18 protein-coding genes and 1 tRNA gene are annotated in these 21362 nt (G+C 66.8%); 14 read left to right on the forward strand and 5 right to left on the reverse strand.

Annotated features, from left to right (window positions below):
• Nucleotides 1-48: 48 nt before the first annotated feature.
• A complete protein-coding gene (gene arsC, locus ACXJJ8_RS08580) occupies nucleotides 49-393 on the reverse strand; it encodes an arsenate reductase (glutaredoxin) (RefSeq protein ID WP_499028922.1) in 345 nt (114 codons plus the stop codon).
• A 150-nt stretch (nucleotides 394-543) separates the two neighbouring features.
• On the opposite strand from arsC, the gene ACXJJ8_RS08585 reads away from it, so the two are divergent.
• The 4 genes from ACXJJ8_RS08585 to ACXJJ8_RS08600 all read left to right on the forward strand — a co-directional run bounded on the left by ACXJJ8_RS08585 (nucleotide 544) and on the right by ACXJJ8_RS08600 (nucleotide 4852).
• On the forward strand, nucleotides 544-1113 hold the full coding sequence (locus tag ACXJJ8_RS08585; RefSeq protein ID WP_499028925.1) for a hypothetical protein: 570 nt from the start codon (nucleotides 544-546) through the stop codon (nucleotides 1111-1113).
• 39 nt (nucleotides 1114-1152) lie between these two features.
• Complete coding sequence (locus ACXJJ8_RS08590; RefSeq protein WP_499028927.1) at nucleotides 1153-1488, forward strand: zinc ribbon domain-containing protein YjdM; 336 nt, start codon at nucleotides 1153-1155, stop codon at nucleotides 1486-1488.
• A gap of 202 nt (nucleotides 1489-1690) precedes the next feature.
• Nucleotides 1691-2086, forward strand: a complete 396-nt coding sequence (locus ACXJJ8_RS08595; protein WP_499028930.1) for a hypothetical protein — start codon at nucleotides 1691-1693, stop codon at nucleotides 2084-2086.
• 210 nt (nucleotides 2087-2296) lie between these two features.
• Nucleotides 2297-4852, forward strand: coding sequence for a TonB-dependent receptor plug domain-containing protein (locus ACXJJ8_RS08600; protein WP_499028933.1), 2556 nt, complete (start codon nucleotides 2297-2299; stop codon nucleotides 4850-4852).
• Between the two features lie 75 nt (nucleotides 4853-4927).
• Here ACXJJ8_RS08600 and ACXJJ8_RS08605 read toward each other — a convergent pair whose 3' ends face one another.
• Nucleotides 4928-5845, reverse strand: coding sequence for a M14 family metallopeptidase (locus ACXJJ8_RS08605; RefSeq protein WP_499028935.1), 918 nt, complete (start codon nucleotides 5843-5845; stop codon nucleotides 4928-4930).
• A 184-nt stretch (nucleotides 5846-6029) separates the two neighbouring features.
• Here ACXJJ8_RS08605 and ACXJJ8_RS08610 point away from each other — a divergent pair, with 184 nt between their 5' ends.
• The 10 genes from ACXJJ8_RS08610 to ACXJJ8_RS08655 all read left to right on the forward strand — a co-directional run bounded on the left by ACXJJ8_RS08610 (nucleotide 6030) and on the right by ACXJJ8_RS08655 (nucleotide 18775).
• On the forward strand, nucleotides 6030-7658 hold the full coding sequence (locus ACXJJ8_RS08610) for a TldD/PmbA family protein (RefSeq protein WP_499028937.1): 1629 nt from the start codon (nucleotides 6030-6032) through the stop codon (nucleotides 7656-7658).
• Nucleotides 7659-7676: 18 nt separating this feature from the next.
• Nucleotides 7677-9011, forward strand: a complete 1335-nt coding sequence (locus tag ACXJJ8_RS08615) for a TldD/PmbA family protein (protein WP_499028939.1) — start codon at nucleotides 7677-7679, stop codon at nucleotides 9009-9011.
• 4 nt (nucleotides 9012-9015) lie between these two features.
• Nucleotides 9016-9717 (forward strand): DUF4159 domain-containing protein, encoded by a 702-nt coding sequence (locus ACXJJ8_RS08620; protein WP_499028941.1) that lies wholly within the window; start codon nucleotides 9016-9018, stop codon nucleotides 9715-9717.
• 10 nt (nucleotides 9718-9727) lie between these two features.
• Nucleotides 9728-10738, forward strand: a complete 1011-nt coding sequence (locus tag ACXJJ8_RS08625; protein ID WP_499028944.1) for an AAA family ATPase — start codon at nucleotides 9728-9730, stop codon at nucleotides 10736-10738.
• Between the two features lie 13 nt (nucleotides 10739-10751).
• Entirely contained in the window at nucleotides 10752-11663 is a 912-nt protein-coding gene (locus ACXJJ8_RS08630; protein WP_499028946.1) for a DUF58 domain-containing protein, read from the forward strand.
• 5 nt (nucleotides 11664-11668) lie between these two features.
• A complete protein-coding gene (locus ACXJJ8_RS08635; RefSeq protein WP_499029579.1) occupies nucleotides 11669-12808 on the forward strand; it encodes a BatA domain-containing protein in 1140 nt (379 codons plus the stop codon).
• Nucleotides 12805-14940, forward strand: coding sequence for a hypothetical protein (locus ACXJJ8_RS08640; protein WP_499028948.1), 2136 nt, complete (start codon nucleotides 12805-12807; stop codon nucleotides 14938-14940). The genes ACXJJ8_RS08635 and ACXJJ8_RS08640 overlap by 4 nt, the downstream gene beginning before the upstream one ends.
• A complete protein-coding gene (locus tag ACXJJ8_RS08645; RefSeq protein WP_499028950.1) occupies nucleotides 14937-16799 on the forward strand; it encodes a carboxypeptidase regulatory-like domain-containing protein in 1863 nt (620 codons plus the stop codon). The genes ACXJJ8_RS08640 and ACXJJ8_RS08645 overlap by 4 nt, the downstream gene beginning before the upstream one ends.
• Before the next feature lie 237 nt (nucleotides 16800-17036).
• Nucleotides 17037-17573 (forward strand): dihydrofolate reductase family protein, encoded by a 537-nt coding sequence (locus ACXJJ8_RS08650; RefSeq protein ID WP_499028952.1) that lies wholly within the window; start codon nucleotides 17037-17039, stop codon nucleotides 17571-17573.
• A gap of 110 nt (nucleotides 17574-17683) precedes the next feature.
• Nucleotides 17684-18775, forward strand: a complete 1092-nt coding sequence (locus ACXJJ8_RS08655; protein WP_499028954.1) for a TIGR03118 family protein — start codon at nucleotides 17684-17686, stop codon at nucleotides 18773-18775.
• A 63-nt stretch (nucleotides 18776-18838) separates the two neighbouring features.
• Here the strand turns inward: ACXJJ8_RS08655 and ACXJJ8_RS08660 are convergent, their stop codons facing one another.
• The 3 genes from ACXJJ8_RS08660 to ACXJJ8_RS08670 all read right to left on the reverse strand — a co-directional run bounded on the left by ACXJJ8_RS08660 (nucleotide 18839) and on the right by ACXJJ8_RS08670 (nucleotide 21330).
• Nucleotides 18839-20746, reverse strand: a complete 1908-nt coding sequence (locus ACXJJ8_RS08660; protein ID WP_499028956.1) for an acyltransferase family protein — start codon at nucleotides 20744-20746, stop codon at nucleotides 18839-18841.
• 74 nt (nucleotides 20747-20820) lie between these two features.
• Nucleotides 20821-20895, reverse strand: a tRNA-Val gene (locus ACXJJ8_RS08665).
• A gap of 75 nt (nucleotides 20896-20970) precedes the next feature.
• Nucleotides 20971-21330 (reverse strand): helix-turn-helix domain-containing protein, encoded by a 360-nt coding sequence (locus ACXJJ8_RS08670; protein ID WP_499028958.1) that lies wholly within the window; start codon nucleotides 21328-21330, stop codon nucleotides 20971-20973.
• Nucleotides 21331-21362 lie beyond the last annotated feature (32 nt).

The following is a 21362-nucleotide window of genomic DNA, read 5'->3' on the forward strand; positions in this document are numbered from 1 at the left end:
GCAGGCTGGCCTGCAGGCGTGTCCACATGACGGCCAATGTACTCCGGGTCAGAGCAGTTGCAGGACGTTCTCGATGGGGCGGCCGATGACCGCGCGGTCCCCGCGGACGAAGATCGGGCGTTCGATGAGGATCGGATGGGCGTGCATGGCGTCGATGAGCGCCTCGTCGGTGACCGACGGATCGGCCAGGCCGAGATCCTTGTAGGCGTCCTCGGCGGGACGCACCAGCGCGCGGGTGGGCAGGCCGAGCTTGCGGACGATCGCGCGCAGCTCGGCCTTGCTTGGTGGCGCGTCGAGGTAGGTGACGACCTCGGGTTCGACGCCGTGCTCGGCCAGCAGCGCGAGCGCCCCGCGCGACTTGCTACAACGCGGATTGTGGAAGTATTTGTCCATGCCGGCATTGTAGGCCGCGCGCGACGGAAAAATTTTGCGGCCGCTTGCACACTGAATGCGCACAACGCACCAAAAGTGTGTTGTTTGCGTGAACTTCCCGCGATAACGTCGGTCCGTGGCTTGGGGAAGCCGACGTCGGGGAAGTACGAAATGAAACGGGGACTGATTCTTGCGATGGCGCTCCTGGGTGCACACGGCGCGGCGCTGGCCGCCGAGCCGGAGGTGGTGATCGACAGCCGCTACTCCAGCGCCGGCACCTTCCTGCCGGCCGTGAATGCCGCGCGCGACGCCGCCGCCGGGTTCGCGCTCTCGCGCGCGATGCTGACCAACGTGGTCGCCAAACATTGCAGCGAGGTCGACGTCGCCCACGCGCTGCGCGCCGACGAAGCGCGCAACCGCTGGTGGCAGCACAACGAAGAGACGGTCGGCGCCGCCAAGGGCTACGTGCAACTGCAGCGCGCGATCGTGCAGGTCAAGCAGGGCGAAGCGGTTGCCACGCAGTACCGCGACGGCGTCATGGCGCAGGCGAAGGCCGATGCGATCGCCACGATGGAAACCTGGTTCCCGGAAGGCAAGCAGGACGGCGCGACCTGCGACAAGGTCGTCGACGAATACTTCGCCGGTACGCGCGATATCGGCCGCAGCGAGGAGTTCGGCACGGTCCTCGGCCGTCTGGAAGGCGACATGCAGGCCTGGCGGGACGCTCAGCGCACCGAGTGAGCCATGCGATCATGGCGGGCCCGTGCACGAGCCCGCCCGATGTCCACGCCCTGCCCGCAATGCACGCTCGACAACACTTACGTCGACGGGTCCCACCACGTATGCGCCGACTGCGGATTCGAATGGCCGCTCGCAGGTGGTGAGTCGGCGCCCGAAACGCAGGTGGTGCGCGACAGCAACGGCAACGCGCTTGCCGACGGCGACACTGTCGTCGTGATCAAGGACCTGAAGGTCAAGGGCAGTGCGATCCCGCTCAAGCAGGGCACGGTGATCAAGCACATCCGCCTGGTGCCAGACGATGCGGACCACATTGAAGGCAACTCCGACAAGATCAAGGGCCTCGTGCTGAAGACGTGTTTCCTGCGGAAGGCGTGATGCATCGCGCGTGCTCGCGCGAACGCCGGCGTGGGCCAAGCCCGGGTCGAGGCGGGCCTGGCCATGACCGAGGGCGTCCGGGAACGACCGCGCGCAAGCAAGCGCGCACGCGCGACGTCCTTTCGATAGGGGCGACACGCGAACCCGGACACCGCGCTCATTCCTGCGTTATCGTCGGCGCCCCGGACAACGGAGGCACTGCATGCAACGGATTTTCGGACGCTTGGCCCTGGCGGCGCTGCTCGCCGCGCCGGCCGCCAACGCCAACGACCTGGCGACGCTGAAACAGGACGGCACGCAGTACACACTGACCGACGAGCAAGGCTTCTGCGCGAAGGGCGAAAGCGCGATCCGGCAAACCGTCGACGGCGCCGAACGCCGTGCGGGCTGTTACACGCTCGACCCGACCACCGTGCACGTGCGCTGGTCCGACACCACGATCGAATCCTTCAACATCAAGCGCTTCAAGGCGACCGCCTACGCGCAACGCCTGGCCGAGAAGGAGCACAGGCTGAAGAAGGGCGGCAACCGTTACGACACGCCATTGATCGATCGGACGATTCCCACGATTCCGGACCTGCCCATGCAGGGCAACTGAGCCGCGACCGATCGCTGCAGTGCACGAGAAAGCCGCCCGCGAGGCGGCTTTTTTGTGCTGCACCGCAGCGGGAAAACGCTTTCTTTGCCCGCTCGTCGGCAAATCCGCCCTGTTTTGTTAGCAGGTCGTTAATGACCCTGTTACAACCGTGTTGCGGTGGGACGAGCCGCCGCCGGCCATCGGCCGTCACATGTCGAAGGGAGATCGAGCATGGCGTTCGTAACGGACAAGCGTGGACTGAAGTGGTCGGCACTGGCGATCGGTCTGTCGTTCGCATTGGCGGCGCAGGCGCAGGAGGCAAGTACGACGGCGGCGCCGGCCGACCAGCAGCAGGCGGCAAAAACCCCCTCCGAACTCGACACCGTGCAAGTGCTCGGCTCGCGCGCGCGCGGGCGGACGGCGGCGGAAACCGCGGCGCCGGTCGATGTCATTTCCAGCGAACAACTCCGCCAGGCGGGTGTGCAGGAAGTGGGGCAGATCCTGCAGATGCTCGAACCCAGCTTCAACTTCTCCCGCACCTTCGTCAGTGATGGTACCGACATCCTCCGTCCGGCCACGTTGCGCGCGCTCGGGCCCGACCAGGTGCTCGTGCTGGTCAACGGCAAGCGCCGGCACCAGCAGGCGCTGGTGAACGTGCAGCAGACGATCGGCCGCGGCTCGGCGGGTACCGACATCAACGCGATCCCGATCTCGGCGATCGACCGCGTCGAAGTGCTGCGCGACGGTGCGTCCGCGCAATACGGTTCCGATGCGATCTCCGGCGTGATCAACATCGTGCTGCGCCAGCAGACCGACGCCACGCTGATGAACTTCGAAGTCGGCCAGACCTACAAGGGCGACGGCGAGGTGCTGCACGGTGGCGCCAATACCGGTTGGAAACTCGGCGACGGCGGATTCATCAACCTCACCGGCGAATACCGCGATCGCGGGGAAACCAATCGCGCGGGGCCCGACCTGTTGCGCGTGGACCCGCCGCGCGTCACGCAACGCCTCGGCGATGCGGACGCCAAGGACATGTACCTGTGGTTGAACGGCGAACTGCCGGTGGCCGGCGGCGAGTTGTACTGGTTCGGCGGCGCTTCGAAGCGCGAAGGCGATTCGTCGGGCTTCTTCCGCACCGGTGGCGACAACCGCACCGTGCCCGACCTGTATCCCGACGGCTTCCTGCCGAACATCATCACCACGGTCGAGGATCAATCGCTCGCGGTCGGATATCGCAGGCTGCTCAACGATGCGTGGGACATGGATTTCTCCGTGAACCATGGCCGCAGCCAATTCGGTTTCGAGGAACGCAATTCGGTCAACGTCAGCTGGTGGTACGAGCCGATCGATCCGGCCAATCCCGCCGCCGGCATCTACGGCGCCTCGCCGGTGGAAGCCGATACCGGCACGCTGGAGTTCACGCAGACCACGGTGAACCTCGACTTCCGCGGCAACATCGACTGGGGCATCGGCAACAGCCCGCTGTCGCTGGCCACGGGTGCGGAATGGCGCACGGACGGCTATTCGATCGAAGCCGGCGACCCGGTGTCGTACATGTACGGCCGCACCGACAACCGCGGCATTCCGATCACCGGCCAGACCGGCGACATCGCGCAACCGGGCATGCAGGGGTTCCCCGGGTTCTCGCCGCGCGAAGCGGTGGATGAAAGCCGCCACAACTGGGCGGTGTACCTGGATGGCGAGTCCAACCTCACCAACGACTTCCTGCTCGGCGCGGCGGTCCGCTACGAGGATTACTCCGACTTCGGCACGACGGTCACCGGCAAGTTGTCGGCACGCCTGGACATGAGCCCCACCTTCGCGATCCGCAGCACGGTCTCCACCGGTTTCCGCGCGCCGGGCGTACAGCAGTTGTTCTACGGCCAGCGCTCGACCAACCTCAACGCCGCCGGCGTGCTCACCGACACGCTCACCGCGCGCCAGGACAGCGACGTCACGCGCGCATTCGGCATCCAGCCGCTGAAGGAAGAGGAATCGACCGCGTTCACGCTGGGCCTGGCCTGGCGGCCGAACGAGAAGTTCGCGCTGACCGTCGACATTTTCCAGATCGACATCAACGACCGCATCATCTTCTCCAGCAACATCCAGCCCGAAGATCCGGCCACTTGCGGCCCGGCGAACGCGGGCTGCCCGATCCGCCAGATCCTCGATCCCCTCGGCGTGGGCCAGGTGTTGTTCTTCACCAATGCGATCGACACCAAGACCGAAGGCGTGGACATCGTCGCCGACTACAACACCGACCTGTGGGGCGGCGCGCTCGACCTCACTGCGCTGCTGCACTGGAACGACACGGTGGTGAACAAGCGCCATTCGCAGTCGACGGTGCTGGCGCCGCAGGTGTTGTTCGACGACACGCAGGTCACGCTGATCGAAGACGGCCAGCCCGGCGCCAAGCACGTGCTGCAAGGGTTCTGGCACGGCAACCAGTGGGAGTTCACGCTGCGCGAGAACTATTTCGGCGCAGTGTCGGGCGAAGGCTTCACCCCGGGGCTGAAGGAAACGTGGGGCGGCAAGTGGCTCACGGACGTCGCGGTCGGTTACAACTTCACCGACAACGTGCGGCTCACGGTGGGCGCGAACAACGTCTTCGACGTGTATCCCGACAAGTGGGACGCCGGCGTGACCAATCCCAACGATCCGAACTTCGGCGTCTCGCCGCAGACCAACGTCTTTCCCGCGCTGGGCTTCGTCTACGGCTGGGAAACGATGCCCTTCGGCATGAACGGCGGGTACTACTACGCCAAGATGGATTTCAAGTTCTAGCGAGCCGACGCACGTGCTGCCCTATCGGCAGCACGTGCGTCGGGGAGCCCGGCCAGCTTTGCTGGCCGGGTTTCGTCAAATCGACCCCAGCGCGAAATCGATCGCCGCGCGCACCGCGGCCACCTGCGCATCGTTGCACTGCTGCGGGGTGGCGCGCGGGCTGTCGGGATACACCTCGGTCGTGGTGCGGTAGCGCGCGTGCGTGATCGACGGGCACAACCCCAATTCGCGCAACGGATAGTTGATGACGCCATGCCCGACGACGGGCGATGCGATGATTTCGTTGTTCGCATCCGGCGGCGCGATGTGCGTGACCCTTTCCACCGCCGCGATGATGGCCTGCTGGAAGTACGGCTGCGGGTCTTCGGTATCGCCGACGAGATAGAACCCGTCGGGAATCCCTTCGGGCTCGAAGGGCTTGCCATCGCGCGCGGCGAGCGCGGGGCGGAATTCGGATTCGTCCGTGTCGGTGGTTTCGTGCAGGTCGATGTGCACGAGCACCTTGTCGGCAATGGGCGCAACCAGGCGCAGCAACGCGGCCGATTCTTCCGCCGGGCTGTTCTCGCGGAACGAGCGGTTGGGATCGATCGCGTTCGGGTTCCAGCGATGGATGCGTTCGTACGCCCACGGACTCACGCACGGAACGACGAGCAGGTTCACGCGCCCGGCATAGTCCTCGCCATGTTGTTCGACGAATTGCAGCGCGCCATGCACGCCGCTGGTTTCGTAACCGTGCACGCCGCCGGTGACGAGGATGGTCGGTAACGCGTCATTCCAGGTGCGAGAACGGATGGCGAGTTGCGGGAAGGTTTCATCGCCGTACACCAGGCGCCCGTATTCGCTGACATCGAAACGCGAACGCAGCCGATCGACGCGCGCGACGACATCGTCGGCGTAACTGCGATGACGGACCTGGCCCGCGAGCCATGCTTGTCTCTCGGCGGCGCCCCAAGGCTGGCCGGCCGTGCCGATGGGGTAGGTCGATGCGGTCATGGGAAGCGGCGGCAATGGGGGGGAAACGCACTTTACACGCTGCAACCAATGCCATTGGCCGCCCAACGTCCCTGCGAGGTCATCGCCGACCCCCGTCTAGCCCGTTGGTCATCTTGACCTTTCATGTGGCCCCTCCGCACAGTCGGCGGGGTTTACGGGATCCTATTGCCTCGGGGAGTCACAGATGGACAGACGCACGTTCCTCACGATGTCGGGCCTGGGCGTGGCCGGCCTGATGGTGCCTTTCGGTCGCGTCATCGCGGCCGAAGCGCTGGTCGAGACCATGGATGTGGGCAAGAAGAAGGCGCTGGCCGACGCCGCGCTGCAGGCCGCCACGGCGGCGGGCGCGACCTACTGCGACGTGCGCATCGGGCGTTACCTGCGCCAGTTCGTGATCACGCGCGAGGACAAGGTCCAGAACGTGGTCAACACCGAATCCACCGGCATCGGCGTGCGCGTGCTGGTCAACGGTGCGTGGGGCTTCTCGGCGACCAATTCGCTGAACACGCAGGGCGTGGTGAAGGCCGCGCAGCAGGCCGCCGCCATCGCCAAGGCCAACGCGAAGATGCAGACCGCGCCGGTGCAGCTGGCGAAGGCGCCGGGCGTGGGTGAAGTCGCGTGGAAGACGCCCATCGTGAAGAACTCGATGGAAGTGCCGATCAAGGACAAGGTGGACCTGCTGCTGGGCGTCAACGCAGCAGCCCTGGCCGCGGGCGGCGACTTCGTCAACTCGATGCTGTTCCTGGTCAACGAGCAGAAGTACTTCGCATCGACCGACGGCAGCTACATCGACCAGGACGTGCACCGCATCTGGGCGCCGATGACGGTGACCGCCATCGACAAGGCCAGCGGCAAGTTCCGCACGCGCGATGGCCTGTCCGCACCGATGGGCATGGGCTTCGAATATCTCGATGGCGCGCAGTCCGGCAAGTTCGTCTCGCCCAACGGCGTGGTGAATTACGGCCTGTCCTACGACATGAAGGAAGACGCGATCGCCTCGGCCAAGCAGGCGCGCGCAAAACTCACCGCACCCTCGGTGAAGCCGGGCAAGTACGACCTCGTGCTCGACCCTTCGCACACCTGGCTCACGATCCACGAATCGATCGGCCATCCGACCGAACTGGACCGCGTGCTCGGCTACGAAGCCAACTACGCCGGCACCAGCTTCGCCACGCTCGACAAGCGCACCAACAAGTTCCAGTACGGAAGCGACAAGGTGAACATCGTCGCCGACAAGGTGCAGAAGGGCAGCCTGGGCGCCGTGGGTTACGACGACGAAGGCGTCAAGACCAAGCGCTGGGACCTGATCAAGGACGGCGTGCTGGTCGATTACCAGACCATCCGCGACCAGGCCCACATCCTGGGCAAGACCGAATCCGACGGCTGCTGCTACGCCGACTCGTGGTCGAGCGTGCAGTTCCAGCGCATGGCCAACGTCTCGTTGCAGCCGGGCAAGGAAAAACTCGGCGTCGCGGAGATGATCAAGGGCGTCGAGAACGGCATCTACATCATCGGCGACGGCTCGTTCTCCATCGACCAGCAGCGCTACAACGCGCAGTTCGGCGGCCAGCTGTTCTATGAGATCAAGAATGGCCAGATCACGAAGCAGATCGAGGACGTGGCCTACCAGATCCGCACGCCGGAATTCTGGAACGCCTGCGTCGGCATCTGCGACGACAGCGACTATCGCCTCGGCGGTTCGTTCTTCGACGGCAAGGGGCAACCGGGCCAGGTCTCGGCGGTCTCGCACGGGTCGAGCACCGCGCGCTTCAACGGCATCAACGTCATCAACACCGCCCGCAACCTCGGCTGATCTTCGGAGACCCATCACATGAGCATCCTCAGCGAAGAGCAGGCCAAGGCCATCCTCGACAAGGTCATCAAGTTGTCCAAGGCCGACCAGTGCACCGCGCAACTGACCGGCAACGTGGACGGCAACATCCGGTTCGCCCTCAACAACATCTCCACCAGCGGCATCGTCGAAGACACCGAGCTCGCGGTCGAATCCGCGTTCGGCAAGCGCGTGGGCGTGGCGACGATCAACGAGTTCGACGACGCCTCGCTCGAACGCGTGGTGCGCCGTGCCGAGGAGCTCGCGAAACTGGCGCCGGAAAACCCGGAGTTCATGCCGGCCATCGAGAAGCAGACCTACAAGCCGAGCCCGACCTTCAGCGAATCGATCGCTGCGATCACGCCGGAATATCGCGCGCAGGTGGCGGCCGATTCGATCGCGCCGTGCAAGAACCAGAAGCTGATCGCCGCCGGTTTCCTCGAAGATGGCCAGAGCTTCGTGGCCTTCGCCAACAGCAAGGGCAATTTCGGTTACCAGCGCGCGACGAGCTTCGACTACACCTGCACCGTGCGCACCGACGATGGGCGCGGCTCGGGTTGGGTCGGGCGCAACGTCAAGGACGCCGGCGAGTTCAAGGCCGACGACGACATCCGCGTCGCCATGCGCAAGGCCACCGAATCGGCCGAAGCCAAGGCCCTGGAACCGGGCAAGTACACCGTGATCCTGGAGCCGGCCGCGGCCGCGGGCCTGATCTCCTTCATGTTCAACTTCTTCGGCGCACGCGAGGCCGACGAAGGCCGCAGCTTCCTGTCAAAGAAGGGCGGCGGCAACAAGGTGGGCGAACTGGTCTACGACCCGCGCGTGAGCTTCCATGCCGATCCGTGGAATCCCGACGCGCCCGTGCTGCCGTGGGACGGCGAAGGCCTGCCGCGCGAGAAGATGCCGCTCGTGCAGGACGGCAAGGTGGTCGCGATGCAGTACTCGCGCTACTGGGCCAAGAAGCAGGGCAAGACCGCGCAGGCCGAACCGGGCAACCTGATCATGTCCGGCGGCGACAAGACCACCGCGCAACTGGTGGCCGGCACGCAGAAGGGCATCCTGGTCACGCGCACCTGGTACATCCGCCTGGTCGATCCGCAGACGGTGCTGCTCACCGGCCTGACGCGCGATGGCACGTTCTACATCGAGAACGGGCAGATCAAGTATCCGGTGAAGAACTTCCGCTTCAACGAATCGCCCGTGATCATGCTCAACAACATCGAGGAACTCGGCAAGCCGGTGCGCGTTGCCGGCGATGAATCCTCGCTGCTGATGATGATCCCGCCGATGAAGTTGCGCGACTTCACCTTCACCTCGCTGTCGGACGCGGTGTGAGCACGTGACGCGCGCGCAGTTCCTCCGGCTGCTCCTGCTCGGGGCAGCCGGGGCTGCATTGCCGCCGCGCGTGCGTGCGACGCGCGTGGCGTACGACTTCTGGCTCACGCGCCTGAAGTACGATTCGGGCGACTGGGACGTCGACCAGCGCATGCCGTCCAACCTGGTGACGTCCCTGATCGACTACACCAACCTGCGCGTCGATCCGACCGAACACGTGCTGCCGCTGGCCGATCCCAAGATGCTCACGGCGCCCTTTTGTTACCTGGCCGGGCACAAGCTGGTGGAGTTCAACCCGCAGGAGCGACAGAATTTCGAGCGGTACGTACGCAACGGCGGCTTCGTGTTCGTCGATGACTGCAACCACGACATCGACGGCTTGTTCGCCAAATCCTTCGAAGCGCAGATGGCGTCGATCTTCGGGCCGAAGGCGCTCAAGAAACTGCCGCACAACCACCCGCTGTATCGCAGCTTCTTCAAATTCCCCGACGGCCCGCCGGCGACGGGATTCGAGTTGAACGGGTGGGGCGACGACCTCGTGCACGATTACCTGCGCGGGATCGAGATCGACGGGCGCCTGGGGATCCTCTACAGCAACAAGGATTACGGTTGCGAATGGGATTACGACTGGCGCAACAAACGCTTCCTGGCCGAGGACAACACCAGGTTCGCGGTCAACATCGTGATGTATGCATTGAACAGCTGACGGGCGAGCCATGAACGACACCAGCGCTGACAGGAATTTTTCCGAGGCCGACTTCAAGGCGCAGCTTGCGCGCCTGTCCACCTTGCGCGATGCGATCGCGCAAGCGATCGTCGGGCAGGAGGCGGTGGTCGAACAATTGCTGATCGGCCTGCTCGCCGGTGGCCATTGCCTGCTCGAAGGCGTACCGGGTTTGGGCAAGACGCTGCTCGTGCGTTCGCTCGGGCAAGCGCTCGCCTTGCAATTCCGGCGCGTGCAGTTCACGCCCGACCTGATGCCGAGCGACATCCTCGGCACCGAGTTGCTGGAAGAAGACCACGGCACGGGCCATCGTCATTTCCGTTTCCAACCCGGGCCAATCTTCACCAACCTGCTGCTCGCGGATGAATTGAACCGCACTCCGCCGAAAACGCAGGCCGCGTTGCTCGAAGCGATGCAGGAACGCACGGTGAGCTACGCCGGCGTCACGCATTCCCTGCCGTCTCCGTTTTTCGTCCTCGCCACGCAGAATCCCCTGGAGCAGGCCGGCACCTATCCCTTGCCCGAAGCGCAGCTCGACCGCTTCCTGCTGCACATCCGCGTCGACTATCCGAGCGAGCGCGAGGAATACGACATCCTCGCGCAGACCACGGGCACCGCGATGGGACAGGTGCCGGAAGTGATGCACGGCGAAGAAGTCCTGGCCTTGCAGGCGCGCGTGCGCGAAGTGCATCTCGGGCCCGATCTGCTCGGCTGGATCACGCGCCTGGTGCGCGCGAGCCGGCCGGGCGAACAATCGCCTCCGGACATCCGCCAGTGGGTGAAATGGGGCGCCGGCCCGCGTGCGGGGCAATCGCTCGTGCTCGCAGCCAAGGCGCGCGCGTTGTTGCATGGGCGACTGGCTGCGACACGCGAAGACATCCTCGCGCTCGCGGCACCCGTGATGCGCCATCGCCTGCTGCTGTCCTTCGCTGCCGAAGCCGAGCAGAAGAGTGCGGACGACGTGATCGCAGCGCTGTTGCGCAGCGTCCCCTTCACCGCCTGACACGGGGCGCCGCGTGCGTGCAGGCCACTCGATCGCCGAGCTGATTCCGCCGCAGGTGCGCGCGCGGTTGAAGGACTTGCGCCTGGTCTCGCGACGCGCGGTGGGTTTGCAAGGTGTCGGCTTGCATCACAGTCGCAGCCGCGGCGCGGGGCTGGAGTTCGCGCAGTATCGTGCGTACGAGCCGGGCGATGAGTTGCGCCAGGTCGATTGGAAACTTTACGCGCGCTCGGATCGCTTCTTCGTGCGCGAAGCCGAGCGCGAGAGCCCGCTGGCCGTGTGGTTGCTCGTCGATGCGACGGCGTCGATGGCGCAGGAAGATGCCGCGCGACCGGGCTGGTCGCGATTGTCCGCGGCCAAAGGCCTCGCCGCTTGCGTGGCCGAACTCGCATTGCGCCAGGGCGATCGCTTCGGCATGGCGGTGTTGCGTGGCGATGGCGTGCGGCTGGTGCCGCCGGGTGCGTCGGTGCGGCAACGCGATCGCCTGTTCCTCGAATTGCACGGGCTCTCCGCGGCGGGTCGCTGGCCGTCGGCCGAGCAACTGCGGCCCCTGTGGGAACGCATCCGTGCGGGCGATCTGGTCGTGTTGCTCAGTGATTTATTCGACGAGGGCGCCGTCGATGTCGCCACGCGCATGGCCGCCGCGCGGCGCGAAGTGCTCGCGATCCATATCCTGACGGCGGAAGAGCGTGATTTTCCGTTCGAAGGCGGGCATCGCTTCCGCGATCCCGAAACGGGCGAAGAGTTGCTCGGCGATGGGCCGGCGATGCAGGCGGAGTTCCTTGCGCGATTCGCGGCAGCGCGCCGTGCCTTGCAGGCGCGCCTGGATACCGGGGGCATCCGGCACGCCGACTACGTGCTCGACCAGCCGCTGGATCTGCCGCTGCGGCGCCTGTTCGGCGCGCGCGACGCCGCGGAGTACACGTGAACCTGATGTTCCTGCTGCCCGCCGGGCTCGCGGCGCTGGCGGCCGTGCTGCTGCCGATGGTGATCCACCTTGCGCGGCGCAGCGAACAGCACCCGACGGTGTTCGCCGCGCTGCAATGGTTGCGGCAGAAGCCCAAGCCGCGGCATCGGATCCGGTTCGACGAGTGGCCGTTGTTGGTCGCGCGCGTGGTGCTCGTCGCGTTGGTCGGACTCCTGTTGGCCAGGCCGGTGTTGTTCGGCGCCGCGAGCCACGCACCTTACGTGGCGGTGGCGCCGGGGATCGATGCGGCGCTCGCCAAACGCGCGGGCGTATCGAAGGAGGCGCGGTGGCACTGGTTGGCGCCGGGGTTTCCCGCGTTGTCCTCGACGCCGCCGAAGACGGACGCATCGATCACGAGCGCGCTGCGCGAACTGGATGCAATGCTGCCGTCGGATGTCGCATTGACGGTGCTCGTGCCGGCGCGGCTGGAGGGCGTCGATGCGCAGATTCCCAGATTGAGCCGGCGCATCGATTGGCGGATCGTGCAGGCCCCCACGCCCCGAGAGCTGATGCAAAGGGTGCAACCACCCGCGCCGCTGGCCGTTCGCTACGCACCCGAACGCAAGGAGGCGATGCGCTTTCTGCGCGCGGCGAACATTGCATGGCATGCCACGCCGGATATCGCGACGTCGGATCGGCCACCGAACGCGAAGTCCAGGCGCATGGCCTGGCTCGTGCCCGGCGCGGTGCCCGTGGACAGCATCGAATGGATGCGCGCGGGCGGCACCCTCGTGCTCGATTCGCAGGCAACGATCGCCGGCATGCCCACGCTCGTGCCGGCATGGCGCGATGAGGCCGGCACCGTGTTGATGGAAGGCGCGGCGTTCGGGCGCGGCCGCTTGCTGCGCTTCACGAAGCCACTGGTGCCCGCGCAGATGCCGGTCTTGCTGGAAGGCGATTTCCCGCAAGCACTGCAGGCGGCACTCGATCCGTCGCCGAAGATGCCTTCGCGCGTCTCCGCCGCCGATCACGCACCGACGACCGGCGCCGCGGCGTTCCCGCCTGCGCCGCGCGACACCACGCCGTACTTGATCCTCGTGATCCTGCTCGTGTTCGCCGTCGAGCGCTGGATGGCGACGCGGCCTCGTCGCGGCGTGACGCCATGAGTGTTGCCAGCCGCTTGCACAGCCTGTTGAACGCTGCGCGCCTGCGGCGGGGCGTCGACGCCGGCCTTGCGTGCTTGCCATGGATCGCGCTTTCAGCGGCGCTCGCCTGGCGCATCGGCGGTTGGCGCGCCGGAGCATGCATCGCCTTGCTCGCGTTGATCGCGGCCGCTGCATTCGCGCGGCACCGCATGCACCGGCTCGACACCGCCTGGATGGTGCGCGAACTCGACGGACGTCGCGCCGACCTGGAAGACAGCACCGATCTGTTGTTCGCCAAGCCCGACACGCTGACCACGCTGGAACGCCTGCAGGTCGCGCGCCTGGGCGCGCGCCTGGACGCCACGCCCGCGCCGGACCTTCGACCGCGCTGGTCGTTGCGGACCATCGCAATGGGCGCCGTATTCGCGTCGCTCGCCATCGCCGCGCTGCTCACCTGGCCGGAGCGTCAGCCGGTCACCTTCGACAATGTCCTTGCGCGCATCGGTGTTTCCGCCGCGAAGCCGACGCACACGCGCATCGTCGCGCAGACGCTGGCCATTGCGCCGCCGGCGTATACGCGCCTGCCTGCGCGCGAATCCACGACGCTCGACGCGAAGGCGCCGCAGGGCACGCGCCTGCAATGGACCTTGCGGTTCGCGCCGCAACCGGAACGGGCGGAGCTGGTCTTCCATGATGGTCGGCGCATTTCGCTCGCGCGTAGCGGCGATGATTGGCGCGCATCGGACACGCTTGCCCGTTCGGCGCTCTATCGCATCGTCCTGCACGACGCGCCGCCCTTGCTGAAGACGACGCTCCATCGCCTCGATGCGATCGCCGATCGCCCGCCGGAACTGCGCGTCGTCGCGCCGGATCGCGGATTGAGCCTGATGAAGACCGGGCAGGACACCTGGTCGCTCGCGTTCGAAGCGACCGACGATTACGGCCTCTCCCCCAACGCCCGCCTCCACCTTACCGTCGCGCACGGGAGCGGCGAGGCGATCGCGTTCCGCGAACAGGAACTGGGTGTCGGCGGCACCGGCGCCCCCGCGACGAAACGTTACGTGCGCCAACTGGATCTGCGCGCACTCGGCCTCGTAGAGGGCGACGACCTCGTCGCGCAGTTGCGCGTCGACGACAACCGATCGCCCGGTCCGCAAAGCGTCCGCAGCGCGAGCGTGATCCTGCGCTGGCCGCCGGATCTCGGCGCCGAAGCCACGGGCGTGGAGGGCATGGTCAAGAAAGTGCTCCCCGCGTATTTCCGAAGCCAGCGCCAGATCATCATCGATGCAGAAGCGCTGGTTAAACAGAAGCGAATGCTGGCGAACGCAGGCTTCGTCAAGCGCAGCGACGAGATCGGCGTCGACCAACGCATCCTGCGCATGCGCTATGGCCAGTTCCTCGGCGAGGAAGCCGAGGGCGAACCGAAACCGCCGCCGACGAACGATGCGAAGGATGACACCGCGCCCACCGTCGACGATCACGATCACGCAGCGAGCAATGCCGCGACGGCGCCCACCTTCGGGCAGGACACCGCCGTCATCGAGCAGTTCGGCCACACGCACGATGAACCCGAGGCCGCCACGCTGCTCGATCCGGACACGCGCGCGACGCTCAAGAAGGCGCTCGACCAGATGTGGCAATCCGAATTGCACCTGCGGCAGGGCACGCCGCAGGAGGCGTTGCCGTACGCGTATCGCGCGCTCGGATTCATCAAGCAGGTGCAACAGGCCACGCGCATCTACCTGGCGCGCGTGGGAACCGAATTGCCGCCGATCGACGAGGCTCGCCGCATGACCGGCGATCGCGGCGCGATCACGCGCGGCGATGGGCTTGCCGCGGGCGCAGCGCCGGATCCCGAACTGGCTGCCTTGTGGCGCGCGCTGGACGATGGCCCGCGTGCCTCGAGGGTCGACTTCGCCGCGCTGGAACGCTGGCTGGGCGACCACCCATCGCAATTGCGCGATCCGCTGGCGTTCGTCGCTGCCATCGAAGCCTTGCGCGCGCAGCCGCAGTGCGATGCCTGTCGCGCGCAATTGCGGGCGTTGCTCTGGCCGCTGCTGCCGCGGCCGGCGGCCAACGTCGCACGGCGCGCCGGCGACGATGCGGCATCGCGCGCGTATCTCGACGCACTGCGCGGGGCGCAAGCGCCATGAATACATTGACGTTCGGCGCGCACACATTCGGCCTGTCCGTCGTGGTCGGCGCCGTGCTGGCGATCCTCGTGGTCTTTTCGACGACGCGCCTGATCCTTCGCCATCTGCGCACTGCAGCGCCTCGCGCTGCAAGCTGGCGCATCGCGGTGCTCGTGTTGGCGCAGGCCCTGTGCGCGGTGTTGTTGTACTTCGCCTTGCTGCCGCCGACCACGCCGGGCGAGGCGGGCACGCTCGTGGTGGCAACGGCGGGCACGCCTGTTTCCGCGCTTGCGACAGGGCAGGGCGATGCCTTCGTCGCCTTGCCCGAAGCACCCGCACGCGCGGGCATCGAACGCGCGCCGGATCTGGCGACCGCGTTGCGCCGGCATCCGGGCATGCAGCGCATCCGCATCCTCGGTGCGGGGCTTGAGGCGCGCGATCGCGAAGCGGTTCGAGGTTCGGCGCTGACCTTCCTGCCGAATGCGACGCGACGCGGCCTGATCGAACTCCAAGCACCCACGCACGCCGTCGCAGGCGATGCATTCGCCATCCACGGCCGCGTGCACGATCTGCGCGGTGGCAATGCCGAGCTGCGGGATCCCGCCGGGCTGCGCGTCGATCGCGTCGCGCTCTCGGACGAGGGTCGATTCACGCTGCACGCAACGACGCGCGTTCCGGGGGACGCCGTGTTTACGCTGCGGCTGCGCGATGCCGGGCAGCGCATGGTCGAGGGGATTGCGCTGCCGTTGGAAGTCGAAGTGCCATCGCCGCCCCGTGTGTTGTTGCTCGCCGGCGCCCCGGGACCGGAAGTCAAATACCTGCGCCGCTGGGCGCGCGATGCGGGTATCGCGATGCAAGCGCGGATGTCGGTCGGTGGTGGCGCGCAACTCGGTGACGCAACCGTTGCATTGAACGCCGCGACCCTGAAGGGCTTCGACCTGGTCCTCCTGGACGAACGCGCCTGGTCGAGCCTCGGCGACGGGCAACGCGCCGCGTTGAACGAAGCGCTCCGCGCGGGACTTGGTGTGCTGCTGCGTGTCACGGCCCCGTTGTCGGAAGGGGAACAACGTCGCTTGCGCGCCCTCGGTTTCAGCGTCGACGCGGGCCGCGACGACGCCCAGGTTCACTTGCCGGAACCGCGTCGGGACGTCGATGCCCTGCGTGCACGCATCGGCCCCGGCACGCGCGACCAGGCGCGCGGCAACGCAACCGTGCTGCCCGAGACGCCGGCGCTGACACGTCGCTCACTGCGCATCACGGCCGTGGACGGCATCGCACTGCTGCGCGGCCAGGACGACCAGGCGCTCGCGACGTGGCGCGCCGAAGGTCGCGGCCGCATCGCCGTGTGGCCACTTAACGACACGTATCGCCTGGTGCTCGCCGGCCGCGATGACCTGCATGCGCAGACGTGGAGCAATGCAGTGGCGACACTCGCCCGCGCGCAGCCCGGTCACTCCTTCACGATCGAGGGCGAACCGCGCGTGGGCCAACGCATCGCGGTGTGCGGTCTTTCGGGTCCCGCGACGGTCGCATCGCCGGGCGGCGCGACGACCAGGCTGTGGATCGATCCCGCCACCGGTCCGCGCGCGTGCGCGGCCTACTGGCCACGGACCTCCGGTTGGCATCGCTTGATGGCGCAAGGCCGCCAGCAGCGTTTCCCTGTCATGGCACTCGACCAGGCCCCGGGCCTCCACGCGAACGACGTGCGCGAAGCGACGATGCGCCTTGTCGCCGATTCGCAGTCGCTGCCCCCGAACGCGGCCGACGCGCCACGCAATCCCGGGGCGCGTTGGCCGTGGTGGCTGGCGTGGTTGCTGGCCAGTACGGCGCTTTGGTGGTTCGAGCGCGCGCGCGTCGGCGTCGACAAGACCGCGGGATGAATCGGACGATGTCCTCGACATCCTCTGGTGCGACACGACGACGGGCGCGAATGCGATCTGGAAATCGGCGAACGCTCCCGTCGGTCGGCATCGGCTGGAGCCTGCAGCCCTCCGAAGCGCAGCCGTAACGATGGAACCGCGCCTCTCCTCCGGGAGAGGCGGCAGGCTCACGCTTCCACGTCGCCACGCGCGCTAACCTCCGGCGACCATGGCCTCCCGGTCGCTCGACAACGCGCAATGACCGCCATTCGCGCCTCGGTTTTCGTCGGAACCAGCGTCGACGGCTTCATGGCGCGCCTGGACGACGCACTCGACTTCCTGCCGCCCGGTGGCGGCGAACCGCACGGCTATGCCGAATTCATGGCGACGGTCGACGCGCTGGTGATCGGTCGCAAGACCTACGACACCGTGTTGGCGTTCGACGCGTGGCCGTACGAAGACAAACCCGTGTTCGTGCTCAGTGGACGGCCCTTGCGCGACGCACCGGCCGGCGCGGTCGTCGAACGCATGTCGGGCGAAGCGAAGCAGATCGCGTCGCAGTTGGCCGATCGCGGATTCAGACACCTCTATGTCGATGGCGGGCTCACCATCCAACAGTTCCTGCGGGCCGGGTTGATACAACGCCTCGTCGTCACGCGCGTGCCCGTCCTCATCGGTAGCGGCATCCCGCTGTTCGGCCCGTTGGACAGCGACATCCCACTGTTGCACGTCGCCACGCGGCAGTACGCGAGCGGGCTGGTGCAGAGCGAATACCAGGTGCTGCCGCCGCCATAGCGCGACGGCCGTTTGAACCTTGCGCCGCCGCGACGGCATGCATGCACGCGACTTTCGCTGGTGTGCGCCGCGCCGGTCTCCGGTCGCTTTCGTATCCGCAGGAGACCACCATGCACGCGTTCTCACCGCGTTTCCCTATTCCCGCCGCGCTGGCGGCCGCACTCACGCTCGCTTTCGCGGCACCGGCTGCCCAGGCGGACGGTTTCTACAGGCAGCGCAATCTCGTTTCCGATGGCTTCGTGCCCGCGGCGCATACCGATCCGAACCTGGTGAACGGCTGGGGCGTGGCGTTCAATCCCTTCGGCTTCGTGTGGGTGTCGGCGGCCGACGGTACGGTTTCGACGCTTTACGACGGCAACGGCGTCGTGCAATCGCTCGTCGTCCAGATTCCGTCGCCGACGATGCCCACCGGCGGCAATCCCACCGGCATCGTGTTCAATGGATCGGAGGCCTTCGTCGTCCACAAGGGCGCGTTGTCGGGGCCGGCGCGATTCCTGTTCGCCACCGAGCAAGGCATCATCGCCGCCTGGTCGCCGGGCGTGGATTTCACGCACGCGATCCGCAGGATCAATCGCTCGGCCAGCGGCGCGAACTACAAGGGCCTCGCGCTCAGCGGCGACGGCCTGACGCAACTGTTGTACGCCACCGACTTCTTCCACGCGCGCGTCGATGTCTTCGACAGCAACTTCATGCCGGTGATACTCGCACCGGGCGCATTCAAGGATCCGGGCATTCCGAAAGGCTATGCACCCTTCGGCATCCAGGCCATCAACGGGGATATCTACGTCACCTACGCCAGGCAGGACGCGAGCATGTCCGATGAAGTCCGCTGCCCCGGCTGCGGCTTCGTGAGCGTGTTCAAGCCCAATGGCAAGTTCGCGCGGCGCATCGCCACGGGCGGCGTGCTCAATGCGCCGTGGGGCCTCGCACTCGCGCCTGCGGCGTTCGGCACGTTCCATAACGCGTTGCTCGTTGGCAATTTCGGCGACGGGCGGATCCACGCGTTCGGGGCATCGTCGGGCACGCTGCTCGGCAGCCTGCGGCGCAAGGATGGGTACCCGGTGCGCATCGACGGGCTGTGGGGCATGCAGTTCGGCAATGGCCTCCAGAACCAGCCGGTCGACACGCTGTTCTTCGCGGCGGGCCCCGACGACGAAGCGCACGGCCTGTACGGGCGACTGGATTTCGTGTTCACGCCGTGACGTGATGCAACAGGGAAGGTCCGCCTCGTGCGGGCCTTTCCCGCCATGCGCACACGCCCGTGATCAGCGTTGCGCGGTGATCCGCGGTGTGCCGTCCACGTAGGCACGGATCGCGTTGGCGTTGGCTGCGCCGATCTTCCGCGCGAACTGCATCGACAGATGGTGCGCGTCCCAGGTGAAGGGCACGCGGTCTTCGTCGAACAACTCGCACCCGCGGCCGGCGTGGCAGAGGGCGTCGAGCTTGCTGATGTACAGGTAGCCGGCAGCACGGGTGGCGGCGCGCAGCTTCGCATCGTCGTGCATCGGACCGCGAATGAAACGCTGCAATTTGGGCTGGTCGAAGCCGTACTGGTTGATCAGGTCGGGCAGGTCGTCGGACATGGTGATGTAACCGCCGAAGACGATCGCGCGCTTCACGCCGGCGTGCTTCAGATATGCGACGTATTGCTGCAGGTCCGAAGGTTCGTACCAGGCGAACAGGACGTTCACGACGACGTAGTCGAACTGCCGCAGGTAGGCCACGTCGTAGCGCTGCACGTTGGCCTTCTCGCACTCGGCCAGGCCCGGGTTGTTGCGGCCGATGAGCGTGACGATGTCCGGGTGCGGCGGGCAACCGCCGTGCGCGGAGAGCACGTAGTTGTCCTTCGGGTACAGCATCCCGATCGCGTTCAACGCATCGGGTGCGTGGCTGTCGCCGACGACCAACACGTTGCGCACGCCCGGCACGAGTGAATCGCATTCCGCCCATCCCTTGATCGTGCACTGCGCCTGCCGCGTGGCGAAGCGTGCTTCCTTCCCGGCCTCGATGGCTTTGGTGGGGATCGAGTTGCTGATCCACGGGCGTTGCGGCAACCCGTCGAGCCGCCACATGGCCCCGGCGGCGATGACAATCACCACCACGCCGGCCACCGCACCGCCGATAGCGCGTGGCTTCCAGCGCGCCGGGTTGCGCATCGGCACTTCGACGGTGCGGTTGAGCACGACGGCGAGCAGGAACGACACGACGAAGAAGCCGACGATTTCCGATGCGCGCAAGTGATCGACGTGCCTGGCCTGCTTGTAGAACACCAGCAGCGGCCAGTGCACGAGATACAGCGCGTAGCTCACCAGGCCGATGTACACCATCGGCCGGTTGCGGAGCAGGATGCCGGATCGCGCATGGTCCGCACTGGCGATGCACAGCGCGGCGCCGATGCAGGGCACCAGCGCGGCGGCCCCCGGGAACAGCGTGCGGTCGGTGAACACCACCATCGACACGCCGATCAGCACCACGCCGACCGCGAACGCGAGATCCGCCGCGCGTTTGTGCAGGCGCAGCGGCCACAGTGCGAGCAGGCCGCCGACCGCGAATTCGAAGGCGCGGAACGGCGTGAGATAGAACACCGCCTCCGGCGCGCGCCCGATCATGACCACGGCCGCGACCAGGCTCACGATGCCGGTGGCCAGGATGCTCAGCCGGATGCGATGCGTCGCGATGCCCAGCAGGGGCAGCAGCCAGGGCCACGCCAGGTAGAACTGTTCCTCCACGCCCAGCGACCACGTGTGCAACAGCGGGTTGGCGTGCGCATCGGCGTCGAAGTAACCGCTGTTGAGAAAGAAGTGGATGTTGCTGGTGGAGAAAATCGCGTGGAGCAAGGTCACGCCGAATTCCGACAACCGCTGCGGCATGTCGAGCGCGAGCGCGGCGATGGCGGTGAGCGCCAGCGTGGCGAACAGCGCGGGCAGGATGCGGCGTGCGCGGCGGCCGTAGAAGGCCGGCAGGTCGATGCGCTTGTTGGCCTGGAGCTCGGCGGTGAGCAGGCGCGTGATCAGGTAGCCGCTGATCACGAAGAAGACGTCGACGCCGACGAACCCGCCGGACATGAACGGGACCCCGGCGTGATAGAGCAAGACGCCCAGCACGGCGACTGCGCGCAGGCCATCGACACCCGGGCTGTACGAGGCGGCCGAGCGGCCCTGTGGCATCGTCATTGCGCGCGCCTTCCGCTGGTGTTCGAAATGCCCCTCGAAAAAAGCCACCCGAGCGGGTGGCTTTTTCGTGGTTATGGTGGGCGGTGCAGGGTTCGAACCTGCGACCCTTGCCGTGTGAAGGCAATGCTCTACCGCTGAGCTAACCGCCCGGGTGCTGGACCGCCGCGGGGCGGGGCAGGCGCGGCATTCTACGGAAGGCGGGGCATTCGGGCAACGGGTCGGCGCTAGCGCGCCATGATTTCGAGGATCTCGACCGCCGCCTTTTTGCGTGTCGACGACAGCCGGCGCAGTTGCGCCAGTGCCTGGGCCTCGAAGGCGTCCTTCGCGTATTCGGACTCGATGACGGCCGAGGTCAGTTCGCCTTCCGAGGGGCAGCAGGGCCCGCGGCCGGTGGCGAGCCATTCGAAATACACGCCCGTTTCCTTCGCGACCTGCACCAGGTGCTCGACATTGGGCAAGGTGCCGCCCGGGCGCTCCCATTGCGTCACCGCGCTGCGTCGTACCCCCACGCGCCCGGCCAGCGCACCCTGTGAAAGACCGGCGAGGCTCCGGGCCTTGCGTACGCGCGACGCACAGGTGTGCATGGCGGGATTCCTTGCGTGGGCAACCGTGGCGG

This window comes from Lysobacter sp. P5_C4 (assembly GCF_054049695.1).

Bases quoted from the DNA above. Each gene is read 5' to 3' on its own strand.
- arsC (WP_499028922.1), bottom strand. From the start codon at position 393: ATGGACAAATACTTCCACAATCCGCGTTGTAGCAAGTCGCGCGGGGCG.
- ACXJJ8_RS08585 (WP_499028925.1), top strand. From the start codon at position 544: ATGAAACGGGGACTGATTCTTGCGATGGCGCTCCTGGGTGCACACGGC.
- ACXJJ8_RS08590 (WP_499028927.1), top strand. From the start codon at position 1,153: ATGTCCACGCCCTGCCCGCAATGCACGCTCGACAACACTTACGTCGAC.
- ACXJJ8_RS08595 (WP_499028930.1), top strand. From the start codon at position 1,691: ATGCAACGGATTTTCGGACGCTTGGCCCTGGCGGCGCTGCTCGCCGCG.
- ACXJJ8_RS08600 (WP_499028933.1), top strand. From the start codon at position 2,297: ATGGCGTTCGTAACGGACAAGCGTGGACTGAAGTGGTCGGCACTGGCG.
- ACXJJ8_RS08605 (WP_499028935.1), bottom strand. From the start codon at position 5,845: ATGACCGCATCGACCTACCCCATCGGCACGGCCGGCCAGCCTTGGGGC.
- ACXJJ8_RS08610 (WP_499028937.1), top strand. From the start codon at position 6,030: ATGGACAGACGCACGTTCCTCACGATGTCGGGCCTGGGCGTGGCCGGC.
- ACXJJ8_RS08615 (WP_499028939.1), top strand. From the start codon at position 7,677: ATGAGCATCCTCAGCGAAGAGCAGGCCAAGGCCATCCTCGACAAGGTC.
- ACXJJ8_RS08625 (WP_499028944.1), top strand. From the start codon at position 9,728: ATGAACGACACCAGCGCTGACAGGAATTTTTCCGAGGCCGACTTCAAG.
- ACXJJ8_RS08635 (WP_499029579.1), top strand. From the start codon at position 11,669: ATGTTCCTGCTGCCCGCCGGGCTCGCGGCGCTGGCGGCCGTGCTGCTG.
- ACXJJ8_RS08640 (WP_499028948.1), top strand. From the start codon at position 12,805: ATGAGTGTTGCCAGCCGCTTGCACAGCCTGTTGAACGCTGCGCGCCTG.
- ACXJJ8_RS08645 (WP_499028950.1), top strand. From the start codon at position 14,937: ATGAATACATTGACGTTCGGCGCGCACACATTCGGCCTGTCCGTCGTG.
- ACXJJ8_RS08650 (WP_499028952.1), top strand. From the start codon at position 17,037: ATGACCGCCATTCGCGCCTCGGTTTTCGTCGGAACCAGCGTCGACGGC.
- ACXJJ8_RS08655 (WP_499028954.1), top strand. From the start codon at position 17,684: ATGCACGCGTTCTCACCGCGTTTCCCTATTCCCGCCGCGCTGGCGGCC.
- ACXJJ8_RS08660 (WP_499028956.1), bottom strand. From the start codon at position 20,746: ATGACGATGCCACAGGGCCGCTCGGCCGCCTCGTACAGCCCGGGTGTC.
- ACXJJ8_RS08670 (WP_499028958.1), bottom strand. From the start codon at position 21,330: ATGCACACCTGTGCGTCGCGCGTACGCAAGGCCCGGAGCCTCGCCGGT.